Annotated in this window: 19 protein-coding genes and 2 pseudogenes; 12 read left to right on the top strand and 9 right to left on the bottom strand. The window is 66.8% G+C overall.

The window, feature by feature from the left end; translation table 11 throughout:
• Positions 1-325: 325 nt before the first annotated feature.
• Positions 326-520, top strand: a pseudogene (locus MFF01_RS22170) (transposase family protein); the annotation flags it as partial.
• Between the two features lie 261 nt (positions 521-781).
• Here the strand turns inward: MFF01_RS22170 and MFF01_RS18365 are convergent.
• Positions 782-1,666: a LysR family transcriptional regulator gene (locus tag MFF01_RS18365; RefSeq protein WP_238227605.1), complete on the bottom strand. Its 885-nt coding sequence runs from the start codon at positions 1,664-1,666 to the stop codon at positions 782-784.
• Between the two features lie 103 nt (positions 1,667-1,769).
• Here MFF01_RS18365 and MFF01_RS18360 point away from each other — a divergent pair, with 103 nt between their 5' ends.
• Together MFF01_RS18360 and MFF01_RS18355 are read left to right on the top strand one after the other, a co-directional pair.
• Positions 1,770-2,666 (top strand): NmrA family NAD(P)-binding protein, encoded by an 897-nt coding sequence (locus tag MFF01_RS18360; protein WP_238227604.1) that lies wholly within the window; start codon positions 1,770-1,772, stop codon positions 2,664-2,666.
• A gap of 29 nt (positions 2,667-2,695) precedes the next feature.
• On the top strand, positions 2,696-3,847 hold the full coding sequence (locus MFF01_RS18355; protein ID WP_238227603.1) for an epoxide hydrolase family protein: 1,152 nt from the start codon (positions 2,696-2,698) through the stop codon (positions 3,845-3,847).
• A 173-nt stretch (positions 3,848-4,020) separates the two neighbouring features.
• Here the strand turns inward: MFF01_RS18355 and MFF01_RS18350 are convergent, their stop codons facing one another.
• Positions 4,021-4,767 carry a glucose 1-dehydrogenase gene (locus MFF01_RS18350; protein ID WP_238227622.1) on the bottom strand — a complete coding sequence of 249 codons (747 nt, stop codon included), beginning with the start codon at positions 4,765-4,767 and terminating at the stop codon, positions 4,021-4,023.
• Between the two features lie 105 nt (positions 4,768-4,872).
• Between MFF01_RS18350 and MFF01_RS18345 the strand changes: the two genes are divergently transcribed.
• The gene (locus tag MFF01_RS18345) at positions 4,873-5,217 is read left to right on the top strand and encodes an ArsR/SmtB family transcription factor (protein ID WP_238227602.1); all 345 of its coding nucleotides are present in this window, start codon (positions 4,873-4,875) and stop codon (positions 5,215-5,217) included.
• Here the strand turns inward: MFF01_RS18345 and MFF01_RS18340 are convergent.
• Positions 5,181-5,672, bottom strand: a complete 492-nt coding sequence (locus MFF01_RS18340; RefSeq protein WP_238227601.1) for a hypothetical protein — start codon at positions 5,670-5,672, stop codon at positions 5,181-5,183. The genes MFF01_RS18345 and MFF01_RS18340 overlap by 37 nt on opposite strands.
• A gap of 483 nt (positions 5,673-6,155) precedes the next feature.
• Between MFF01_RS18340 and MFF01_RS18335 the strand changes: the two genes are divergently transcribed.
• The gene (locus MFF01_RS18335) at positions 6,156-6,539 is read left to right on the top strand and encodes a nuclear transport factor 2 family protein (protein WP_238227600.1); all 384 of its coding nucleotides are present in this window, start codon (positions 6,156-6,158) and stop codon (positions 6,537-6,539) included.
• Positions 6,540-6,554: 15 nt separating this feature from the next.
• Here MFF01_RS18335 and MFF01_RS18330 read toward each other — a convergent pair.
• The 3 genes and pseudogenes from MFF01_RS18330 to MFF01_RS18320 all read right to left on the bottom strand — a co-directional run bounded on the left by MFF01_RS18330 (position 6,555) and on the right by MFF01_RS18320 (position 9,896).
• Positions 6,555-7,339 (bottom strand): annotated as a pseudogene (locus tag MFF01_RS18330) (IS5 family transposase).
• A 572-nt stretch (positions 7,340-7,911) separates the two neighbouring features.
• Positions 7,912-9,018: a PAS domain-containing protein gene (locus tag MFF01_RS18325; protein ID WP_238227599.1), complete on the bottom strand. Its 1,107-nt coding sequence runs from the start codon at positions 9,016-9,018 to the stop codon at positions 7,912-7,914.
• 506 nt (positions 9,019-9,524) lie between these two features.
• Positions 9,525-9,896: a hypothetical protein gene (locus tag MFF01_RS18320; RefSeq protein WP_238227598.1), complete on the bottom strand. Its 372-nt coding sequence runs from the start codon at positions 9,894-9,896 to the stop codon at positions 9,525-9,527.
• Positions 9,897-10,335: 439 nt separating this feature from the next.
• Between MFF01_RS18320 and MFF01_RS18315 the strand changes: the two genes are divergently transcribed.
• Complete coding sequence (locus tag MFF01_RS18315; protein WP_238227597.1) at positions 10,336-11,742, top strand: diguanylate cyclase domain-containing protein; 1,407 nt, start codon at positions 10,336-10,338, stop codon at positions 11,740-11,742.
• A 123-nt stretch (positions 11,743-11,865) separates the two neighbouring features.
• Here MFF01_RS18315 and MFF01_RS18310 read toward each other — a convergent pair whose 3' ends face one another.
• Together MFF01_RS18310 and MFF01_RS18305 are read right to left on the bottom strand one after the other, a co-directional pair.
• On the bottom strand, positions 11,866-12,075 hold the full coding sequence (locus MFF01_RS18310) for a hypothetical protein (protein WP_238227595.1): 210 nt from the start codon (positions 12,073-12,075) through the stop codon (positions 11,866-11,868).
• A gap of 248 nt (positions 12,076-12,323) precedes the next feature.
• Positions 12,324-13,415, bottom strand: coding sequence for an HD-GYP domain-containing protein (locus MFF01_RS18305; protein ID WP_238227594.1), 1,092 nt, complete (start codon positions 13,413-13,415; stop codon positions 12,324-12,326).
• A gap of 552 nt (positions 13,416-13,967) precedes the next feature.
• On the opposite strand from MFF01_RS18305, the gene MFF01_RS18300 reads away from it, so the two are divergent.
• From MFF01_RS18300 to MFF01_RS18280, 5 genes are all read left to right on the top strand, one after another.
• Positions 13,968-15,050 (top strand): catalase family protein, encoded by a 1,083-nt coding sequence (locus MFF01_RS18300; RefSeq protein WP_238227593.1) that lies wholly within the window; start codon positions 13,968-13,970, stop codon positions 15,048-15,050.
• 88 nt (positions 15,051-15,138) lie between these two features.
• Entirely contained in the window at positions 15,139-15,708 is a 570-nt protein-coding gene (locus tag MFF01_RS18295) for a type 1 glutamine amidotransferase domain-containing protein (protein ID WP_238227592.1), read from the top strand.
• 39 nt (positions 15,709-15,747) lie between these two features.
• The gene (gene budC, locus MFF01_RS18290) at positions 15,748-16,512 is read left to right on the top strand and encodes a meso-2,3-butanediol dehydrogenase (RefSeq protein WP_238227591.1); all 765 of its coding nucleotides are present in this window, start codon (positions 15,748-15,750) and stop codon (positions 16,510-16,512) included.
• 268 nt (positions 16,513-16,780) lie between these two features.
• Complete coding sequence (locus MFF01_RS18285; protein WP_238227590.1) at positions 16,781-17,455, top strand: L,D-transpeptidase; 675 nt, start codon at positions 16,781-16,783, stop codon at positions 17,453-17,455.
• Positions 17,456-17,707: 252 nt separating this feature from the next.
• Positions 17,708-18,673 (top strand): sensor histidine kinase, encoded by a 966-nt coding sequence (locus MFF01_RS18280; protein WP_238227589.1) that lies wholly within the window; start codon positions 17,708-17,710, stop codon positions 18,671-18,673.
• Positions 18,674-18,737: 64 nt separating this feature from the next.
• On the opposite strand, the gene MFF01_RS18275 is transcribed toward MFF01_RS18280, so the two are convergent.
• Entirely contained in the window at positions 18,738-19,082 is a 345-nt protein-coding gene (locus MFF01_RS18275) for a PilZ domain-containing protein (RefSeq protein WP_283207208.1), read from the bottom strand.
• A 329-nt stretch (positions 19,083-19,411) separates the two neighbouring features.
• On the opposite strand from MFF01_RS18275, the gene MFF01_RS18270 reads away from it, so the two are divergent.
• Positions 19,412-21,724, top strand: a complete 2,313-nt coding sequence (locus MFF01_RS18270) for a PAS domain-containing hybrid sensor histidine kinase/response regulator (protein ID WP_238227587.1) — start codon at positions 19,412-19,414, stop codon at positions 21,722-21,724.
• Positions 21,725-21,735 lie beyond the last annotated feature (11 nt).

Below are 21,735 nucleotides of genomic sequence, written 5' to 3'. Positions count from 1 at the left end.
AGCTGTTGGGCTTCCGGTCGCGGGCTTCTTGCTTGCAGATGGCAATAATATCGGCGACACCGGCGCGAAGGGTGACTTCGGGACTTACGGGAGGTCCACCGCAATCGCACGGCTTGGCAGACATGGCGGGCTCACGATGGAAGGCACAATCGGACGCGGGTTCAGTCCGTTCGCTCCTGGTGGAATTGCCCCGGTTTGGTTCTCCCGCACTCTGCTTGGAAAAGTCATAGCGACGTAGCGTCGATGGGCTGATTCATGGCAGGGATGATTTTGTCTTCATCTTGCCCATGCTCATCAGGATCATTGTTTCTATCCTGACTGCGGTGAACCAAGCTCTGCTGTCCATAGTCGATACGTCCAGCATCCTGCCGATCTTCCAAGATTCGGCGAGGTCGTGGGGCTACACCTCAGGGTTCGTCGTTTCTACTGCCATCACCAAGCCTGTCGACCACGCTCGGTCGTCGAAACGCTGCCGCGGCTCCTCCCATCACGCGCACGACGCACCGATCGGCTCGCCTAGGCACGAGCTCGGGTGGCCCTCGCGCTCGGCGGCGCAGCCGGCGGTCGGCTCGTAGGGCATCTGGCCATGGCCACGAGTCCCGATACGGTGCGGCGCCTCGTGCACAGTATGACGCTGCCATCGATCGGGCCGCTGCGGGCGGTGGGAATCGACGACTGGGCGATCCGCTAGGGACAGATCTGCGGCACGCTCCTCGTCGATCTCGACCGACGACACCCCGTCGACCTGCTGCCGGACCGAACCATGGAAGCGATTTGGCCGCTAGCGATGCAATCCATCGAAGCTGGCGACCAGCGCGTCGATGAATACTCGCACCTTGGCCGACAAGCTGCGGTGGCTCGGGTAGATCGCATGGATCACGGTGTCGATGGCCTCAGCGGCGGGCCATAGCCGAACCAGCCGGCCCTCCGCGGCGCACGGCCTCGCGAGGAAGTCGGGCAGGTACGCGATGCCGGCGCCGCCCAGCACCACAGGCAGCAGCGCCGCGGAATCGGAAACGGCGACGGCTGGCGGTAGCTCGATACGTCCGGCTTCGCCGGTCGCATCGTCCCGGTAGGCCATGGCCCGGTCGCAGTAGCCGATCAGCGTATGGTCGGTGAGGTCGGCCACGCGAGCGGGCGTACCACGCGCCGCGAGATAGCTGGGGCTGGCGCAGAGCCACGCCTCCGAGACAAGCAGCCGGCGGGCGATCAGGTCGCTGTCGACGAGGGGCCCAACCCGAATCAGCAGGTCCGCCGCCTCGGCCGGCATGTCGACGAAGCGGTTCTCGACTGCCAGGACCACGCGGACCTGGGGGTGGGCGGCCATGAACCCCGGCAGCATGGGAGCGACCAGGGCGGTTGCCACCGTGAAAGGCAGGCTGACTCGCAGCGTTCCGGCCGGGACGCCTCCCAGCCCTTCGAGCGCCGTGCCCGCCTCGTCCACGTCGGCCAGGATGCGCAGCGCGTGCGGCCGGAACAGCGTGCCGGCTTCGGTCAGCCGCAAGTGCCGCGTCGAGCGATCCACCAGCGCCGTACCGACATCGCGCTCAAGCCGTGACAGCGCGCGGCTAACTCCCGACTTCGGCAGGCTGAGCGCTCGCGCCGCGGCCGACACGCTCATCAAGTCGGTGATGCGCGCGAACGCCCGTAGATCGGACAGCTGCATGGTCGTTCCACCTTTTGCAACACCCTGTCGCATCTTGCCTAGCTAATCGCAGGCATGTGCAACGACTACCTACCGGATCGGTAAGCGACAGGAGGAATGAGCAGTGGATGGCAAGCAGACCCGGCCGGTGGTGGTCGTGGCAGGGGCTTCCGGCGACCTCGGCACCCGGATCACCGAGGCGCTGTTGGCTCAGGATGTCGTGGTACGGGCACTGGTGCGCCGGCCGACCGACAAGCTGGCGCGCGGCAACGTCGAACAGGTCACGGTCGATTTCGGTGATGGCGTGGCGCTGACCCGCGCGGTCACCGGTGCTGTGTGCGTCGTGTCCGCGCTGAACGGTACAGCGCCGGTGATCCTCGACACGCAGGGGCGGCTGCTCGACGCCGCGGTGGCGGCCAGCGTGCCGCGCTTCATCCCCTCCGACTTCTGCCTGGACTACCTGGCGACCCGGCCGGGCGACAATCGAAACATGGACCTGCGGCGCCGGTTCGCCGTCCGCCTCGATGCGGCGCCGATCCGCGCGACCTCGATCCTCAACGGGCCGTTCGCGGACCTTCTCGAAGGTCAGGCTCCTATCGTGCTGCACCGCTTTCGCCGCGTCCTCTTCTGGGGCGACGCCGACCAAGCCTTCGACTTCACCGCCAAGGACGATGTCGCCGCCTTCACCGCGGACGCGGCCCTCGACCCTGACGCGCCCCGCCATCTGCGCATCTCTGGCGATCAGATCAGCCCGCGCGGGCTGGCTGAGCTGCTGACCGGTATGGAGGGGCGGCCCTGGCGGCTGCTGCGCGCCGGCGGCATCGGTCGGCTGAGCGCGGTGATCGCAATCGCGCGTGCGCTGACCCCTGAGACCGATGCGCCGTTCCCGGCTTGGCAGGGGATGCAATACCTGCGCGACATGTCGACCGGCCGCGGCAAGCTGCACGGCCTCGACAACGCCCGCTACGGCAAGGCCGACTGGACGGGCGCCGCAGCCGTCCTCGCGCCCACGATCCGATAGACATCGACCCGCGAAAGGTTAGCCCCACCATGGCCGACGCCGTCATGTCCTTCCCGATCCGGGTCGCCGACGCCGAACTGACCGACCTGTCCGACCGCCTCGTCCGCACCCGTTGGCCCGATGCCGGCACCGTCACCGACGGGAGCCAAGGTCCGACCTCGCACGCCATCCGCCGCCTGGTCGGCCGTTGGCAGGATGGCTACGATTGGCGGGTGGCCGAAGCCCTCATCAACGGCTGGGGCAGCAGCCGCACCGTCATCGACGGCCTCGGCATCCACTTCCTGCATGTCCGCTCGCCCGAGCCCGATGCCCAACCCCTCTTGCTGGCGCATGGCTGGCCAGGCTCGATCCTAGAGTTCCGCGACGTGGTCGGGCCGTTGACCGACCCTGCGGCGCACGGCGGAGATCCGCGGTGTGCGTTCCACCTCGTGATCCCGTCGATGCCGGGGTTCGGCTTCTCCGACAAGCCGACCGAGCCGGATTGGAACGTCGGCCGCGTCGCTGGCGCCTATGTCGAGCTGATGCGGAGACTGGGCTACGGCGACCGGTGGTTTGCACAAGGCGGCGATTGGGGTGCGGCCGTGGTGACGGCGCTGGCGCACATGCGTGCGCCCGGCCTCGCCGGCATCCACCTGAACATGGTCATGTTCAGCCCGACCGAGGACGAGATCGCGGACGCGACGCCGGAGGAGAAGGCGATGCTGTCCGGCATCGCGCGGTACGACCGGGAGCAGTCCGGTTACATGAAGCTCCAGAACACGCGTCCGCAGTCGGTCGGATTCGCGCTGGCGGACTCGCCGGTGGGTCTGGCGGCATGGATCTATGCGCTATTCCAGGACATGACCGACACCGGCGGCGAGCCCGAGCGGGTGATCTCGTTGGACCACATGCTCGACGACATCATGCTTTACTGGCTACCGAACGCCGGGGCCAGCTCGGCACGGTTCTATTGGGCCAGCGCGCAAGGCCCAGGCGGCATGCCGAGCGATCCCATGCCGTTGCCGGCCGGAGTCAGTGCGTTCCCTGGCGAAGTGATGCGGCTGTCACGGCGCTGGGCGGAGAAGCGTTTCGTGGACCTGCGTCATTACAACGAGCCGCCGAGGGGCGGGCATTTCGCGGCCATGGAAAACGCAGCTGCTCTGGTAGCGGATGTTCGAGCGACGTTCGCGACGGTCATATAGCTGATGGCAGGCCGGCAGGGTGCACGGGCTTCCGAATGGGCTCCACGTCTCCCCGGTGAGCGGACGTTCTACCGTGGGCATGAGCCCGCTGGAAGTCGTCGGTTCGTCCTTCCGAACGTCCTCTCTGCACGGGCCCTCGCCAGTGGACGACGTGCAGAGAAAGCTTTCACGCCTCAGCGGATACCGCCGCTGGCAGCGATGTCCTCGCCGGTCAGCCAGCGGGCCTCGTCGGAGGCGAGGAACGCGACGACTGCGGCGATGTCGTCCGGTTGGCCGGCGCGGCCGAGCGGTGTCTGTGCGATGATGCCCGCCTCCATCTCGGACCCGACTACGCCCGCATTGTGCGTGCCCTCGGTGATCACCAATCCGGGACTGACCACGTTGACACGGATTCGGCGTGGAGCAAGCTCGTTGGCGAGGACGCCCGAGATCGCGTTCAGGGCGCCCTTGGTCCCGGCATAGACCGCTGCCGTCGGCGTATGCACATGCGTGATGGCCGAGGAGATGTTGACGATGCTGGCGCCTTCCCCGAGGTGCTTGGCCGCCGCCTGGGTCGCCAGGAGCACGCCAAGTACGTTGACGTCGAAGAGCCGGCGGTAATGCTCCTCGGTGACGTCTTCGATGGCGGCAAATTCGTAGATGCCGGAATTGTTGACCAGCACATCGAGCCGGCCGAACTGCTTCACCGCCGCCTCGATCAAGCCTTGCGCCTCGGCGATCTTAGTCACGTCGGCTTGGACGGCGATGGCCCTTCCACCCGATGAGAGGATGGCCTCGACGACGGCGTCTGCCCCGGCTCGACTTGATGCGTAGTTGACCACGACCGCGGCGCCATCTCTTGCCAGGGCCGTTGCTATTCCCGCGCCGATCCCCTTCGATGCGCCGGTCACGACGGCTACCTTACCCTGAAGCTTCGACATGTGTGCTATCTCCCGATCCGGGCCGGCGCCGAACGCGTCGCCTATTCCCATAGTTCGGGATTTTGGAACTATGGAAGCGCAGATCAAGCCCCATATGAAGAAATCATGAGGCCACTGTTTCATCCCGCCATCGAGGACGTTCAGCCCGAAGCGATCCTGCACGCGCTTTCAGACCCGAACCGAGCGGCGATCTTCGCCAACATCATGCGCGCGGGGTGCGTTCAGGCCTGTTCGGCGCTTTCCGCACTGGGTGATCGGGTCATCCCGAAATCGTCATTGTCCAACCACTTCAAGGTGCTCCGCGAGGCCGGGTTGATCCGGAGCGAGCGTCACGGTGTTGAGATGCGGAATCATTCGCGATGGGCCGAGGTAGACGCACGCTTTCCGGGCCTGTTGGCGGCAATCATCAATGCCTATGCTGCGGATGCCGGCGATACGTCAGAGGCATAGGCGCAGGAGTGCAGTCGCACCTCGGCGGGCCCGGGAAAGGTTCGCTCCTCGCTCACGCAGAAATAAAGATCGACGTCCTGGAAGGATAATGCTCTTCCGGTCTGCCCTCGAGCGGTATCTTCATCGAAGCGGACGTTGCCTGCCCGCCCACAACCGAATTCATCGAAAGCGAGAGAACGGCATAGTCCTTTCGAACGATAGAGTGGGCATCGCGTCCGGATGTCATGGAGATACCCTATGCGGAGATGGGTGGCGGTCGGCGTGGCCTTTTTAACCCTGGTGACGAACATCGACCATTCCGAGGCTTGCGCACGAATGCGCTTGCCGATCGGGCGTACGGTGGCGTCGCGGCGGCCCTCGATGCCGGCCCCTTCCATAGCGCAGACCGGCTCCGCCGGACGGATCGGTGACCAGCCTGCAAACACGGTCACGCCGGGGCGGGCCACCATGACCATGATGCCGCTCGCGGCCTCCGGCCATGCGATCGCTGATGCCGATCCGACGGCGAGGATCGGGCGTCCTGCCGTGCCCCTCACTCCTGCATTGCCGCGTATCATCCGTGAGGTTCGAGCGGTCGCCCCAGCCTGCGGAGCTGGCAAGCGCGTAAGAGGCCTGGAGCATAAAGACGCTGGACTCTGCTCGTTCAGCTGATCGACTGCGCAGTCGGTGACAGGCGGAGACCGTGCAAACGGCCGCTTCGGCGATGCGCCGACGACGTCCCAGGGAACGGGGTTGGGTCACCATCTGCCGGTCTACCCGATGACCGGGCCGGGTGGAAATCGGTTGGTCTGCTTTGGGGCGGCAGATGCATCGAAGCGGAACCGTTTATGACCCATCGCGAGAGATTGAAATGTCCGTTTCTAGGCACTTGTCAGCTCTTCAAGGACGTGCTTCTTTAACCAACAGCTTGTGGCTCTCCCAGATTTACACGCAGCGACATGCAAGACTTAGCGCAGAACAAGACAAACGTAATCGCATTCTATGAACTGATGTTCAACGATTGTCGTCCACGCGAAGCCATTGAGCGTTATGCCGGCGCCACCTTCATCCAGCACAACCCGCATGTAGCCACGGGTAAGGACGGGTTCATCGCCTACTTCGAGCGCATGTCGCGGGAATGGCCGGGCAAGCGCATGGAGGTCAAGCGAGCAATTGCCGAGGGCGATTTGGTTGTGCTGCATTGCCTCCAGCACTGGCCGGGCGACCACGACTATGCGGCCATTGATATCTTCCGACTCGATGAAGAGAGCCGGATCGTCGAGCACTGGGATGTGCTGCAGATCCTACCCGACACGTCGGCCAATTCGAACGGGATGTTCTAAGAGCGCCTAACAGAACTAGTTGAACTGGTTGAGAGTGACGCTGCTGGCAAGGGTTGTGAAGGCTTCGTAGATGTTGCCACGTCGTTCGTAGCGGATCGGAAGGCGGCGGGCGCGGATGAACCGAGCGCGGCTGCGCTCGATCACCTATCGGCGGCGGCCGAGCTTTTCGCTCATCTCGATGCCGCGTCGGGCGATGCGCTGCACGATCCCGAGTATACGCTACTCCTGCCGGCGGTGTCTGGCATCGTCGGCATTGTAGGTGGGTACTCTGTCCGGACGACGTCGCCGTCGCTGACCGTTGTGACGGGACGGGATGGCATCGAGCGCCTCCGCCATCATCACGCCGTCTTGCCGGTTCGCGCCACTCAGGCAGAAGCCGAGTGACGTGCCGCGCCCGTCGGTGACGAGATGGCGCTCCGCGCCCGGCTTGCCCCGGCCCGTCGGGTTCAGGCCGGTGGCCGGCCCTTTTTGGGCAGGGACAGGGGCGCCTTCCAGGTGAACTCGGCTCCAGTCGCTCTCACCTCCTTCGTGCAGGCGCTCCAGCACCACACGATGCAGGCGGCGCAACACGCCCGCCGCCTGTAAATCCGAAGCCTACGCCAGCAACCCATGCCGGAGCCACAGACCATCTCGGCCAGCGGCATTTCTCGCGGCAGCCCCGCGCGCAGTACGAACAGAATACCCGTAAGTGCGGCCCGGTTCTCGATCGGACGACGCCCACCCTTCGTGCGGGGTCGAGGCGGTGGGAGAAGCGGACCAATCTCATCTTGGAAATCATCGAGGAGAAGCGGTCTGCCCATGTCGAACCACCACTTAAACCTCCGCGCGGTGCCGTTCTGTCAGGCGCTCCTAGTCGTACCTCCGTGATTTTCGTCATGCGTTGCGCGGGTGGCCCGGTTCCTGGCCGACCGAACGTGTGCCCGATCGCTCGTCAGTACAGGCAGTCGTGTCGTTTGCCCGACAACCTGCGCGCTTACGCGGCGCGTGCGTGCACGCCCCTGATGAGGTTCGACATGGGGGCGCCGATCTTCATCTTCACGACGGTGTCGCCGCAGTCGAGGTCCCCGCGCATCTCGGGCGCGGGGGCGTGTCGTCCTAGCCGAAATAAGAGTCGATGCCGACGGCGTTGGCGAAGACGCGCCGGCCGGTCTTGCGGTCCTGCTCCGCCTGGCCTCGGTGGCCTTCGCGTCGCACGCGATGGCCTTGCCACCAATCCGCAAGGCATCGATGTTCACGTCTTCGCCGGGCCGCATGATGGCGACCACCACGACGCCGATCACCCTAGGTTATTGCTCCCGATCCGCGTTCTCGGAAATCCGGCACCTCGGGGAAACGGCGTGGTCGAACGCCGGGATCGTGGAGCGACGGATCCTCAGGCTTCCCGGACCCCCGGCTTGGCCCCGTGGTCGAAGGTGAATTCGACCCCGGCCTTCTCCAGGGCGCGGCGCACGGCGATGGCCGTCTCGCTGCGTGTCCGGATCGGGGAGTTTGGGTCTTCCAGCCGGTTGATGGTGGAGACCGATACGTTCGCGAGGCGGGCCAGATCCTCCTTCGACAGGCCGACGAAGGCGCGCGCCGCGCGGGTCTGGCCCGGGGTGGGAAGCTCCTCCCCCGGAGGTGGGGCTATGGACGGATGTCGGGAGACGGGGGGACGGGGGGCGCCTTCGGACGTGCCGTAGCGGTTGCGCCCGGGCACGTTCAGGCAGACGCCGACCCATTCCCGGACCGAGCCGTCCTTGTTGAGGACGGGCGCGCCCCGTGCGTTGAACCACCGGTAGATGCCATCCGCACAGAGCACCCGATAATCGGTGTTGTAAGGCGCCGTGTGCTCGACGGCCGTCACCCAGGCCGCCTGGGTGCGGGGGCGATCCTCCGGATGCACCGCGTCCAGCCAGCCGAAGCCCTGCATCTCCGTGTGGCTTTGACCCGTGAGCGCCATCCACTGGGGCATCTCGCTCGGCTCGCCGTTCGCCTTGTTGATCCAGAACACCGTGGCGGTGGCGGCGATGAGGGCGTTCAGCCGGTCGTGACGCTGCATCAGGGCGTTGAGGGTGTCGTGCTGACTAGTAACGTCGAACACCACGCCCATGCCGTGGCTCACAACTCCGTCCGGCCCCATGAGGGCCTCGGCATGGTGAAGGATCCAACGCTGCGTCCGGTCCGGCCGGATGATGCGGAACTCCCGGTGAACCGGCTGGCCCGAACGAAGCACCGAGATCTGGTCGCCGTGGGTCGCCTGATCCTCGGGATGGATCATGTCGATGCCGACACCGAATGTCATTTCCGACGCCGGGTCGAGCCCAAGGATCCGGTAGAGGCCGGGCGAGGCATCGAGGCGTTCTGAACGAAGGTCGGCGGACCAGAATCCAACCTTGCCCGTATCTTCGATGAGCTTGAGCAGGTGCCGCGAAGAGAAGGCGCGCGCACCCGACGCCTTGTCCGTCGCAGAGGGCGGACGCATGAGCGAACGTGTCGGCATCGGAGCCTTCCGAATGTTTCGCGCCCACGCCGGGCCTGACATAAATTACGGCATAAGCCCTCTTTCTAAGAGCTTAACGGATATGATCCGTATCACCGATAGGTGATATTCCGGTCTCTCGTGGCTGCATCCGTCATCGCGGCCTTATGTAAGTCCGGGCGAGCGAATATTGAAGTTATTCCCTCGACGGTTGAGTCGGATGTCAAATCCAAGCCAAAAATAGTAATTCTGCACCCTCAAGGGGGCTGTTCATATTGCATGGAGATCGAGATTTTGCAACGAAACGTCTCTTTTTTCCGCTGGCGCCATAAATTTTTGCATTGATGACAGGAAAGGTAGCATCTTATTCGCATGTTTTGCATCGGTTTTGTGGCGCGGCTTGAAAGTTCGTTCATAGTGATCTTTCAAAATCCCCCTCGAGGCGGCTCTGCGACCTTCGAGCGAGGGATAAACGGATGTTGTCTGGTTGCCCTGTGCGTGCCGCCAAACGGGACGCTCTCGACGCCTCAGCGGTGCAGATCGGGTCCGACCGGGCCGGTACGGTCATCACGGCGAACGCGAACGTCCTCGCGGTCGCGGATGACGACCTCGCGGAGGTGACGGGACAGCATCCTCGGATCTTCGGCGCTTCTGACGCGCGAAACGGTGCTGCCCGCCGTCGCTCTCGGGAGGGCCTGTGCCAGAATAAGTACCAGCCGGCGGGGGACAAGCGTATCGCCAAGTGCAGCCGCGAAGTCCGGATCGAAGCCACCGCCAATCCGGTGCGTGACGCCGTCGACCGGCTCATCGATGTCGTCAGGTCGGTCACCAACGTCACCCAGCACTCTGCAGGCGTTGGCGATCGCCCTCATCGAGATGCGCCAGATCGTCGGGCTCATCCCCGTTTCGAGCAGGGAAGTCGACGGTTCGACCAAACGGTGCGTGACGCATCTCGAAGCGTGGCGGCCGAAACGGCTCTTCACCCACGCGGAACGTGAGGCGGACAATGAATACGCGTCATCGAGCATTCTTGGCCGAGGCCGGCGGACACTGCGAGATCCGATCGCTCGTCGTGCGTCGAGGAACGCGTGAGGAGGCTTGCAGAGCGACAAGTCGTCGTCGGCGAGGCACCGCACGGATACGTTCGGCGGCGGCGGATCGGTACGCGGAGGTGATCGTGTCGCTTGCGCCTCCGATTGACATTGCCGCCCGAAATTTCCGATCACCGCCGGGTTTTGCCGTGCGGACGCCAACGCAGCGGGTGTTTTGTTGAGAGACGCGTCCCCACGGTGGCGAGCGAGGACCACCCGCCCAGTGAGCGAGATGAGGACGACGGAGATGGCCAGCCCGCCCACCGTGAGCGAGGCCACCCTCGCCAGCCGGACCGGAACGATGCTGGCTTCGCTCCTCACCGCGGCCGGTCCGTATCGACATCCGCGGTTCGCCATTCCGGTGGGCATCGCCGCCTTCCTCGTGGCGTTCCTCGCGCGGAGCGCGATCGACCCGTATCTTCCACCGGGCATCCCCTTCCTGACGTTCTTCCCGGCCGTCGTCCTCTCGGCCTATCTCTGCGGCATCTATGCCGGCATCGTCTGCGCGACGCTCTCGGGCGTTGCGGCCTGGTACTGTTTCATTCCTCCGCACAATGCGTTCGCGCCGAACGGTTCCGTCGCCCTGGCCCTGGCGCTCTATGCCCTCGTCGTCAGCGTCATCATCCTGCTGATCCACCTCATGCAAGGGGCGGTGGCGGATCTGATCCGGGCGGAAGCCGTCGGTAAATCCCTGCTGACCCAGCGCAGCCGCCTCGTCTCCGAACTCGAACGGGAGACCGAGCGACGCCTGATGCACGAACGTCTCGTCGATCAATCGATGCTGCTCGACCTTGCCCTCAAGGCCGCCGAGGCCGGGACGTGGCACTACAGCGTGGCCAGCGGGCGGGTCCTGATGTCGGCCGAGACCGTCCGTCTCCATGGCCTCGGCAACGGGGAGATGGAGGTCGATGCCGAACGGGAGTGGGGGCCCCTGGTCCACCCCGACGATGCGGTTCGGACTTTGGCCGATCTTGAAAGGGCCGTCGCGACGCGCGGGACCTTCGTGTCCGATTTCCGGATCCCCCTCCCGACCGGTGAGACGCGCTGGGTGAGCTGCATCGGTCGCGCCGAGGTCGGAGCCGAGGGGGAGGTGGAGTGGGTCGTCGGTCTGACCCTCGACGTCACCTCCCGGAAACTTGCCGAACTGCGCATCGAACATCTGGCACGCCACGATCCGCTCACCGGCCTGGGCAACCGGATGCAGTTCGAGGATCGCGTCCGCCAGGAGATGGGCCTGGTGCGGCGTGGCGGGCCGCCGTTCGCCCTCCTGTGCCTCGACCTCGATCGGTTCAAGATCGTCAACGACACACTGGGCCATGCCGTCGGCGACGGGGTCCTGCGGGTCGTGGCGGATCGGCTGCGGTCCGTGGTCCGCGTCGAGGATACGGTGGCGCGCCTCGGGGGCGACGAGTTCGTGATCATCCAGACCCGCGCGCTTCGCCCGGATGATCCCGATCTCCTCGCCGGGCACCTGACGCGCGCCGTCGAGGCCCCCATGATCGTCGACGGGCATCCGGTCGAGATCGGCGTCAGCATCGGGATCGCGCTTGCTCCGCCGGACTGCGAGGATCCCGACACGGTCTACCGGATGGCCGACCGAGCCCTGTACCAGGCGAAGGCCGAGGGCCGGGGTACCCATCGCTGGGCGACGTAGGCCGCCCGGCCCTTCAAGGCGCCTGCCGCCCCGCGGGGTTCGCATCCGTCGGAACGATGGCGCAGGTCGCGCCCCGTCGCGGCGGAATACATGCGCTCCCTCGCGAATGCCCCACGGGGGCTTTCAAAGCACGATCCAGAGCAGGCCCGTCAGCAGGATCGAGGCGGCGACGGCGAGGCTCAGGGCCATCAGGCTTCCGATGTCCCGGGGGCGGTCGGCGCCCACGACGATGTCCGCGCCGATCGGTCTCGGGACGAGCCGCACGGCCGCCTCCTTCGGCATCCCGATGGATCGTGCCATCGTCACGTCGTCCGTCCGTGTCACCGGTGTCATGCCCCTCTCCCGTCCGGGTTGCGCTGGTCATGATGCCCGGGCCTCGGGGGCGATCCTTGATCCATCTCAAAGTAGCGCGCTCCGTCGCGCGGTGAGATGCCCGGCGCGGCCGGTCCGGGGCCGGAGGGGGCGGGTCATGGTGGATCTCGGAACCTACGTCGCCTTCGCGGTTCTCCTCATCCTGATGGTCGGCGTCGCGCGGGCATGGGACCCTTGACCTAACGTCCCCCATGGAACGGCTCGACTCCTCAGGCGGCCATCGAACAGGTCGCCGCCCCGGCCAACTCGGCGAGGGGCTGGAAGGCGCGGACGAGATCGGGATCGACCTTCCCCGCCATTCCCTTCAGGATCGCGTAGGCTTCGTCACCGCCCAGCGCCTTCTTGTAGGGGCGCCGCTCGATCAGGGCACCGAACACGTCGCAGACCGTCACCAACCGGACGAGGTCGGGAATCCGGTCGGCCCGCAGGTTGTCCGGGTATCCGGATCCGTCAAGGGCCTCGTGGTGCGAGCGCACGACGGCGAGCATCGCGTCGGGGTAATCCCCGCCCACGAGCATGTCGTAGCCAATGGACGGATGGGTCAGCATCACGGCGGTTTCGTCGTGATCGAGGCGGCCGGGCTTGTTCAGGATCGACAGGGGGATGCGGGACTTGCCGAGGTCGTGAAGGAGTGCCGCCTGGGTCAGGATTCGGCAATCGTCCTCGCGCAGGCCGAGGTTTCGCGCGAAGCCGCCCGCCAGGCCGGCGACGAGGAGGCAATGCTGGTGCGTTGCGTCGTCGAAGCGCCAGACCACGTCGAGCCAGGTCCGGACGTCGGTTTTATCCAAGGCGCCGAGCACGAGCTCCGCGCCGAGCGAGACCTGACCGCGATCCGGGGCCGTTCCGGCGCGCCCGAGATCGAAGAGGCGGGTGAGGACGCCATCCGCCGCCGCGGCACCGAGCGTCGTGGACCCGACGGCGTCCAGCGGCTTCCTCCCGGCGAAGAGATGCCCGAGGCTCCGTGCGAGGGATCGGGCCACATCCTGTGCCCTCAAGGTGCGGTCGGCGCCGAGGGCCTGCGCCTGGGCGCGCGACCGGGGCGTGTCCGCGTGCATCACGCAGAGGAACGGCGGCCGGTTCGGCCCGAGGCGATCGAGGTGTCTGCGCAGGCCCGCGACCTGGGCCGAATGCGACAGGGAGGCGTCGCTCACCACCGCCACGACGTCCCCCGGCGCGGGCAGGGCCGTGGGCTCGGCCGGGTCGAGCAGATCGATCATCACCGGCTCGCCCCAGACCGCCAGGAGGCCGGCGAGCTTGCGCCCCCGGGACGGCAGGTCGGTGAGGAGGAGGATCGCGGCCAAGTTCGTATCCACGTCATAGCAGGCTGTCGCGCAGTGTATTCGCCCAGACCTGAGCGCAGTTTGAGAGCGATTGCCGAAAGTCCGGGATACTTGCGGATTTTTGCGCAGCAATTGACCTGAAGGAGGTCGGGAGCGCCGCATGGCGGTGCTGTCCTGCCATGAAATCACTCACGCCCGACATCGGCCTCGACGGGAATGCGCCGACGACGATCCATTCGTTAACGCGGACGTCGCCGTGGACGGACGCGCGATCGGCGTTGTTAGCCCTATGGCGTACCTCGCAGAACCTCCGCGCGCCGCCGGCTCTCGCCATGGATGCGGTTCCGCAGCGTCCGGTTGTCGAGTCACTCAATCGTCTGTGAACGCGCGTGCGGGAACGTCCCCGGGCTTCTGCGGCTTGTGGTGACGACGGCGTGGACGAACCGCCCCCGTCTCGAGCGATCTCCCACATCCCGCACCCGCGACAAGGTCCATCCGGCTTGTGTCGTGACCGCGTGGCCATCGGGGGAGATCGGGACCTTCCGGGACGAACGCCCTGCGGGAAGAACGAGCATGATCTATCTGCGCTACGCACCCGAGATCGAACGGCCTCCGGCCGATGAGCAGGAAACCATCGACGGCATCATCAAGGGTATGACGCGTCAATCCGAGACGGTGGAGGCGCGCGAGGGCCACGCCGTGCGCGCGAGCCACGCCAAGAGTTCGGCCTGCGCGACGGGTGAATTGACGGTGGCTTCCGGATTGCCGCCCGAACTGGCCCAGGGCCTGTTCGCGACGCCCGGCACCCACCCGGTCGCCGTGCGTTTCGCGCAGGGGCCGGGCGAGACCCTAGGCGACCGCGTCTCCACCCATCGGGGCCTGTCCATCAAGGTGTTCGATGTGCCGGGCGAGAAGCTGGACGGGCACGCCGTCGACACGCAGGATTTCGTTCTCGCTACCGGGACGACGTTCCCGTCCGGAACCGCTGCGGGCTTCCTGCGGGACGGGACGGTGATCGGTCAGTCGACTGGGCTGCCGGAGGGCGTCAAGAGCGCGGTGTCGGCGACGATGCGCAATCTCAACCGGGCATTGCACGCCTTCGGCACCGAGAGCGCCTTCGCCGACTTCTTCGGCCATCCCTACAGCCATCCCTTGGCGGACAGCTATTTCAGCCAGGCGCCGGTGCGATTCGGTGATTACGTGGCCAAGCTCGGTGCCATGCCGGCCACGGAGGCGCAGCGCGCCCTGGCGGAGTGGCGGCTCGACCCGCATCAGGATGCGGACGGATTCCGCCACGCCACGACGGCGTTCTTCCGGGACAACGAGGTGGTGTTCGACCTCAAGGCACAGCTTTGGGCCGACGCCGAGCGTCAGCCCATCGAGGATGCGTCCGTCGACTGGCCTGTCTCGATCAGTCCCTACCGCACGGTGGCGACGATCCGCCTGCCGCGCCAGGATGCCTATTCGACTGAACGCGTGCGGTACTTCGACGAGGTCATGACATTCCGCCCCGCGCACAGTCTCGCGGCGCATCGGCCCCTCGGCTCGGTGATGCGGGCGCGGATGCAGGTCTACCAGGCGCTGAGCGCGTTCCGCCACCACGCCAACGGGGTGACCGCCGAAGACACGGCCCGGATCGATCGCATCCCGGCCTGAAGAGTTTCGATCACGCCGACAAGAAGGGACGGCCTGTTCGACAAGCCCCCGGCGGTCACGAAACAATATTTGATAAGGGAGTCAGCTCATGAGCCTGCAAGGCCGAAAGATCGCCATCCTCATCGCGCCGCGCGGAACGGAGGAGCCGGAATTCACCGAGCCGAAGGCGGCCCTGGTCGCGGCCGGTGCCAGCGTCACCGTGATCGGCCTCGAGGCCGGTGAAGCAGAGGCGGTGAACAACGACCTTGACCCGGCCGGGCGCCACGCGGTGGACCGGGCCATCGCGGACGTCTCGGCATCGGATTTCGACGGCCTCGTCGTCCCGGGGGGCTGCGTCGGGGCCGACAAGCTCCGGGCGAGTCAAGACGTCGTGGATTTCGTCCGTGGGTTCTTCGCGGAGGGCAAGCCGGTCGGCGTCATCTGCCACGGCCCCTGGATCCTGGTTGAAGCCGATGTCGTGAAGGGGCGCACCCTCACCTCCTATCCGACGGTCCGCCGCGACATCGAGAATGCCGGTGGCCGCTGGGTCGACGCGGAGGTGGCGACCGACCAGGGCCTCGTCACCAGCCGCACCCCGAAGGATCTGCCGGCCTTCTGCGCGAAGATCGTCGAGGAATTCGCCGAGGGCCGCCATCCGGGCCAGGCGCGCAGCGTCTGATCCGGTTCCGGCACGGTCATCGATAGAGAAGGAAGAACGATGGGACGCTTTTCGAACAAGGTGATTCTGGTGACCGGCGCCGCTTCCGGAATCGGCGAGGCCGCGGCGCGCCGGTTCGGCCGGGAGGGGGCACGTCTCGTCCTCGCCGACAAGAACGCCGACGGACTGCACGCGGTCGCCGAGACCATCGAGGCCGCTGATACCCTGATGCACGTGGTCGACCTGTCGCTCGCGGACCAGTGCCGGGGGCTCATCGAGGCCGCCATCGCCCGGTTCGGGCGCCTCGACGTGCTCGTCAACAACGCCGGCAAGGATCATCTCGGCGCGGTCGATGCGGGCGACATCGCCGATTTCTCGACGGTGATCGAGACGGATCTCTACGGGGTCTTCTACATGACTCGCTTCGCCCTCCCCCACCTGCGGCAGAGCGGCGGCTGCATCGTCAACGTCTCGTCCGTGTCGGGGCTCGGGGGCGACTGGAACCACAGCTTCTACTGTGCCGCCAAGGGCGCGGTGACGAATTTTACCCGCGCGGTGGCCCTCGACGAGGCGAAGAACGGCGTGCGGGTGAATGCCGTGAACCCGTCCCTCGTCTACACACCCTTCACCGCCGGCATGCAGGATCAGCCCGAGCTCGTGGCGAAGTTCGAGGAGCGCATCCCCATGGGGCGCGGGGCGAAGCCCGACGACATCTCCGGGGTCATCGCCTTCCTGGCGAGCGAGGATGCGCACTTCGTCACCGGCGTGAACCTGCCCGTCGACGGTGGTCTCTCGGCGTCGAACGGTCAGCCGCCCCTGTCCTGACCGAGCGGGCGGCAGGGCGTACCGGGGTGGGCGTGACGGTCCTGGTACGTCTGCCCGTCGATCGGGTTTCTCGACGCGGCGTCGAAGGCGGCGGATTTCGCCACACTCTCGACGCAAAAGCGAAGCTTGTCGGTCGATCAGGAGACCGGCCGCCGCAACCACCTAGTGCACGCGGCCGGTAGAGGCCGAAGCATTCGCTGATCGGGCCGCAAGACGCGAAAGGTCCGGGATCATGATCGGGGGCGAGGGCAGGGTCGATTACGTTGGGATGACCGGGGCCGCGTCCCCCAACTTTCGGGAGGAGCGTCTCAGCCGCCGGTCGTTCCTGGTCGGCTCGGCTGCCGGTGTCGGGGCCCTCGGGCTCGCCGGCTGCGTCAATTCCGATGGCGCCCTGCGCGCCGAGGCGGCGAAGATCTACGGGCCGATGCCCAACGAGAAGTTCCCGATTCCGGCGACGGATGTGAGCAAGGTCGACCCGAAGTACTTTCGCCGCACGGTCGCCTATGAGACCAAGGCGGCGGCCGGTACCATCGTGGTCGATCCGCGCAACTTCTACGTCTACCGCGTCGAGGGCGACGGCACGGCCACCCGCTACGGCGCGAATGTCGGCCGCGACGGGTTTCTGTGGAGCGGCGACGCCTATGTCGGTCGCAAGTCCGAATGGGCGACCTGGACGCCGCCGAAGGAAATGATCCGCCGTCAGCCCGAGGCCGCAAAATACGCGCGCGGCATGCCGGGCGGCCTCGACAACCCCCTCGGCGCACGCACCCTCCATCTCTACCAGAACGGCGCCTATACGCTCTATACGATCTACGCGAGCAGCGAGCCCGACACCATCGGCAGCGGCATCACCAGTGGCTGCGTAGGCCTGCTCAGTCAGGACATGATCCACCTCTACGCCCAGACCCCGGTCAAGACGAAGGTGGTGGTCCTGCCCGCCTGAGCGTTTCCCGCAGGACGGGCCCCCCCGAGGCATTCGCAAGAGAAGTGCGACGCGGTCCCGAATGCCGGAGCCGAACGCTTCTGCAGGCGTTTATTCGTCCGTCCGGGCCCCTCTCGTCCGGTTCATTGCGAACGACGGTGCTCGAATCCGCGCGCGCCACCCGGCCTCGGGCCGAGTCCGGCGCGGTTCGGCGGAGAGGCGTCGGAATCGTCCCGGCCCTGACAGCGATTTAGAGAACGCATGCCCCAGGACATGACTTCGACCGCATATACGTGGACGCTGGAGAGCTTCACGGACACCATCCATCGGGGCGGGGTTGCCCTGTGGGCATGGTCGCCCACGCGTCGTCTGGCCCAGCTCGACGGCCTCTGCCGCACGTTCTGGGACACACCCGAGTCCGTCGTCTCCATCGACGACCTGTTCGCCAAGGTGCATCCGGAGGACCGGCCCGGAATGGAACTTGACTGGGAGGCGAGCGCCACCGACCCCCAACCGTACAGCTTCGATTTCCGCATCGGTACCGGTCCGGATGCCCGCTGGGTCTCGGCGCGCGGCGTCGGTGGCGATGCCGGTCAGGTCGGCGAGTGGGTCCAGGCGATCTTCCTCGATATCACCGACCGCAAGCGGGCGGAGGATGCAGAGCACCTCTTGACGGCGGAACTTCAACACCGCGTCTCGAACATGTTCGCCGTCGCCCGCGCCCTCACGGCCATCGTCGCGCGGGAGGCCAAATCCACGCCGACCTTCGTCGAGGATCTGTCCCGCCGCTTCGGCGTCCTGCACGAGGCGACCGCCCTCGCGACCCGGTCGCACACGCTCGAACAGGGCAACGTGAGGCTCCGCGACCTCGCCGAGCGCATCCTGGCGCCCTACCGGCACGGTGCCAACATCGTCATCGACATCGATGAGAACGCCTCCACGGCGCCCGGTCACGTCAACGACTTCGCCATGATCTTCCACGAACTCGCCACCAACTCGGCCAAGCATGGAGCCCTGTCGGGCACCGGAGCCCTTCGATTGCAGGGCTACCTGGAGGGCAGCGACTTGCGGCTCATCTGGGAGGAAGGCACTGCCCCGCCCGACGCCTCGAAGACCGAAGGCAGCGGGTTCGGCTCACGCCTCCTTCAGCAGACCATCGAGCGCAGCCTGCGGGGACGTTTCCGGCGCACCCTCGACGGGCGCGGCCTCCACTTCGAGATGGTGGTCCCATTCGCGTGAGACCAACCCCATCCCGACCGCCGCAGTCAGCATGCGGTCACATCCCATGTTCGTGCCCGTCGCGTCACGGGATCCACGTGCGCGTCAGTGCGAAGAGCCTCTCGACGGCCGCCGCGTAGCCCGGCGGAAAGCTTTCGAGCTGAACGTGGATGCCGCTGCGGCTGACGCCGACAACTTTCGCCCGCACGCGGCCCAGGGCGGACGAATGGACGTCGACGATCTGGTCCGTTACGGCGACGAGCCCCTCGACGGCCGCCAGCAGCATCCCGTCGTCGCTCACGTCCAGGATATCAGTCCGGTGCGTGGTGCCGGCGTGAACCACGCGCGCCGACACCGTCACGGGCAGGCGCCTGTGGCGGCGCCGGTTTTCCGGAGGCGGCCGTCCGGGGAACTCCGCATCAGACGTCATCGCGAAGGTTTGGCCTGGGGAAGTCGGTCGAGCGCGTAGATCGTGACGTTGCCGTGTCGTGACCAACGATTTAACGGTTTCATCATCTTCGCAGGGCTACGGTCCGTCTAAAATTCTTGGCCGATATATCGATAAATCTTGATCGTGGAACCCGAAAAAATTTAATCGATGAGGGTAGTTCGAAAAAACCGAACGTCGCGATGGCTGGAAACGAAATCGAAAGCAGGTAGTCTGTGCAGATCTCCGCGCAATCCGACCTGAATCACCCCAATTCGACCCCGACAAGCCCCCGGAACGACGCGCCGAAGCCGGGTGAACTTTACCGTCTGGTGGCGGACGCGTTGCCGGCACTCGTCTGGGTGGAGCGCGCGGATACGGGCGAGGCCATCTACACCAACGAGGCTTTCCAAGCCTATTTCGGCGACGCGCGCGCCTGTCATGGTGTCGCCCTCGCCCGCTGCCATCGCGACGACCGGCCCCTGGTCGGCCGAGCCATGGACCGCGCGCGCACGGCTGGCAGCACCTGCGAGGCGCGGCTGCGGCGTGGCGACGGCCGCGGGCTTTGGCATCAACTCACCTTCAAGCCCCTCATCGCGGACGGCGAACTGGTCGGCTGGCTGAGTTCCGCCGTTGACATCGAGGGCATGGTCAGGGACCGCCGTGCCCTCGAGGACGCCAGCGCCCTGCTGCGGCTGTCCCAGGAAGCCGCCGGGGCGGGGTTGTTCGACGTACGGTTCGCCGACCGTGCCATGGTCCTGTCGCCCGCGAGCGCGAGCCTGCACGGCCTGCCCGGCGACCGGCCCGCCATCGTCGAGATCCGCGACTGGATGCGCCGGGTCCATCCGGCGGACCGGGTGCCGACTCTGCGCGCCGTGCGCGAGGCGGTCGCCCGCGCCGCGACGTTCGACATCGCGTTCCGGGTGCGCCTCGCCGGCGGCGAGGTCCGCTGGCTCCAGGCGATCGGCCGCCCCTGCCACGACGAGGCCGGCGTGGCGCACCGCATCATCGGGCTGAACCTCGATATCTCCGCGCGCAAGGCCGCCGAAACCGCGCTCATCGAGGCCAAGGGCGAGGCCGAGGCGGCGCGCCTGTCGGCCGAACGCGCCAACGCGGCCAAGACCGAGTTCCTCTCGGCCATGAGCCACGAACTGCGCACGCCCCTGAACGCCGTGATCGGCTTTGCCGGTCTGCTCGCCGGCTCGGACCGCCTCGACGGCGACCTGCGCCGCTACGCCGAACTCGTGCGGGCGTCCGGTGCGAACCTCCTCGGCATCGTCAACGACATCCTCGACTTCTCCTCCGTCGAGGCCGGCGTGGTGACCCTCGATCCGAAGCCCTTCGCGGTGCAGCCCCTCGTCGACGGCTGTCTCGCCATCGTCAGCGCCTCGGCCTCCGGCAAGGACCTCGACATCACCGCGCGGGTCGATCCCGACATCCCCGCCCATCTCGTCTGCGACGAGGCCCGCCTGCAGCAGGTGCTGCTCAACCTCCTCAACAACGCCGTGAAGTTCACGCCGCGCGGCAGCATCACCCTTACCCTGCGCCACCAGGGCCGTACGCCCTCGGGCGAGGGCCTTCTCATCAGCGTCACCGATACCGGCATCGGCATCGCGGACGATCATCAGGAACGCTTGTTCGAGCGCTTCTATCAGGTCGACAGTTCGATCCGGCGCGGCGCGGGGGGCGCCGGCCTCGGTCTCGCCATCAGCAAGCGCCTCGTCGAACGCATGGGCGGCGAGATCGGGGTGCGCTCGGCGCCGGGTCGCGGATCGACCTTCTGGGTCAGACTCACCCTGCCGAAGGCGGGGAATGTCGACGGGGCGACCGCCCCGCCCTCGCGGCCGGCGACCGTGAAGCCGGCGCGCATCCTGCTCGTGGAGGACATCGACATCAATCGCGAGCTCGCCAGCATCATGCTGCGGTCGGCCGGGCATTCCGTCGATCTTGCCGAGAACGGGTTCGCCGCCGTGAGGGCCGTCGAAGCGAAGGCCTACGATGTCGTCCTCATGGATATCCAGATGCCGGGCCTCGACGGGCTCATGGCGACGCGCCTCATCCGCTGCCTTCCGGGCGCGGGCGCCCGCGTGCCCATCGTGGCGATGACCGCGAACGTCCTGCCCGCGCAGGTGGCGGCGTTCCGCGAGGCCGGCCTCGACGACCACCTCGGCAAGCCGTTCACGAACGCCGATCTCCACGCCGTCATCGCCCGCTGGCTGCCCGATGCCGATCCGGTGCCGGACGCCGACGGGATGGCCGAGCCGACCCTCGACCGGGCCCGCTACGGGGCCTTCCGCGACCTTATGCCGGCTCAGGCCGCCCTCGCGCTCCTGACGCGCCTGTCCGCCCTCATCGGCGACAGTTTCGGGGCGGCGCCGGAGACCCCGGAGGCGCGCGAGACCCTGCGGCGCCAGGCCCATGCCCTCGCCGCCGCCTCCGGGCTCATCGGCTTCTCGGACCTCAGCACGGCCTGCGCCGCCCTCGACGCGCATGCGGAAGCGCGCATCGGGCGCGACGGCCGGGGCGGATTCGACGCGGCCCTCGAACGGTGCCGGGCCTATGCGAGCGCTGCGTCCCTGGAGACGCGGCGCCTCATCGCGACTATGGAGGAGCCGACGAGGCCGGCCGGCCGAGCCGTCGGATAACAGGCCTCGAC

The organism is Methylobacterium adhaesivum (assembly GCF_022179065.1).
GTDB lineage: Bacteria > Pseudomonadota > Alphaproteobacteria > Rhizobiales > Beijerinckiaceae > Methylobacterium > Methylobacterium adhaesivum.
Note: the sequence above shows the minus strand (reverse complement) of the source record. Positions and strands in the feature narration are given on the sequence as shown.

Excerpts from the sequence above, each read along its gene's own strand:
- MFF01_RS18365 (WP_238227605.1), bottom strand. The coding sequence starts at position 1,666 with ATGCAGCTGTCCGATCTACGGGCGTTCGCGCGCATCACCGACTTGATG.
- MFF01_RS18355 (WP_238227603.1), top strand. The coding sequence starts at position 2,696 with ATGGCCGACGCCGTCATGTCCTTCCCGATCCGGGTCGCCGACGCCGAA.
- MFF01_RS18350 (WP_238227622.1), bottom strand. The coding sequence starts at position 4,767 with ATGTCGAAGCTTCAGGGTAAGGTAGCCGTCGTGACCGGCGCATCGAAG.
- MFF01_RS18345 (WP_238227602.1), top strand. The coding sequence starts at position 4,873 with ATGAGGCCACTGTTTCATCCCGCCATCGAGGACGTTCAGCCCGAAGCG.
- MFF01_RS18340 (WP_238227601.1), bottom strand. The coding sequence starts at position 5,672 with ATGGTCATGGTGGCCCGCCCCGGCGTGACCGTGTTTGCAGGCTGGTCA.
- MFF01_RS18335 (WP_238227600.1), top strand. The coding sequence starts at position 6,156 with ATGCAAGACTTAGCGCAGAACAAGACAAACGTAATCGCATTCTATGAA.
- MFF01_RS18325 (WP_238227599.1), bottom strand. The coding sequence starts at position 9,018 with ATGCCGACACGTTCGCTCATGCGTCCGCCCTCTGCGACGGACAAGGCG.
- MFF01_RS18320 (WP_238227598.1), bottom strand. The coding sequence starts at position 9,896 with ATGAGCCCGACGATCTGGCGCATCTCGATGAGGGCGATCGCCAACGCC.
- MFF01_RS18315 (WP_238227597.1), top strand. The coding sequence starts at position 10,336 with ATGGCCAGCCCGCCCACCGTGAGCGAGGCCACCCTCGCCAGCCGGACC.
- MFF01_RS18310 (WP_238227595.1), bottom strand. The coding sequence starts at position 12,075 with ATGACACCGGTGACACGGACGGACGACGTGACGATGGCACGATCCATC.
- MFF01_RS18300 (WP_238227593.1), top strand. The coding sequence starts at position 13,968 with ATGATCTATCTGCGCTACGCACCCGAGATCGAACGGCCTCCGGCCGAT.
- MFF01_RS18295 (WP_238227592.1), top strand. The coding sequence starts at position 15,139 with ATGAGCCTGCAAGGCCGAAAGATCGCCATCCTCATCGCGCCGCGCGGA.
- budC (WP_238227591.1), top strand. The coding sequence starts at position 15,748 with ATGGGACGCTTTTCGAACAAGGTGATTCTGGTGACCGGCGCCGCTTCC.
- MFF01_RS18285 (WP_238227590.1), top strand. The coding sequence starts at position 16,781 with ATGACCGGGGCCGCGTCCCCCAACTTTCGGGAGGAGCGTCTCAGCCGC.
- MFF01_RS18280 (WP_238227589.1), top strand. The coding sequence starts at position 17,708 with ATGACTTCGACCGCATATACGTGGACGCTGGAGAGCTTCACGGACACC.
- MFF01_RS18275 (WP_283207208.1), bottom strand. The coding sequence starts at position 19,082 with ATGACGTCTGATGCGGAGTTCCCCGGACGGCCGCCTCCGGAAAACCGG.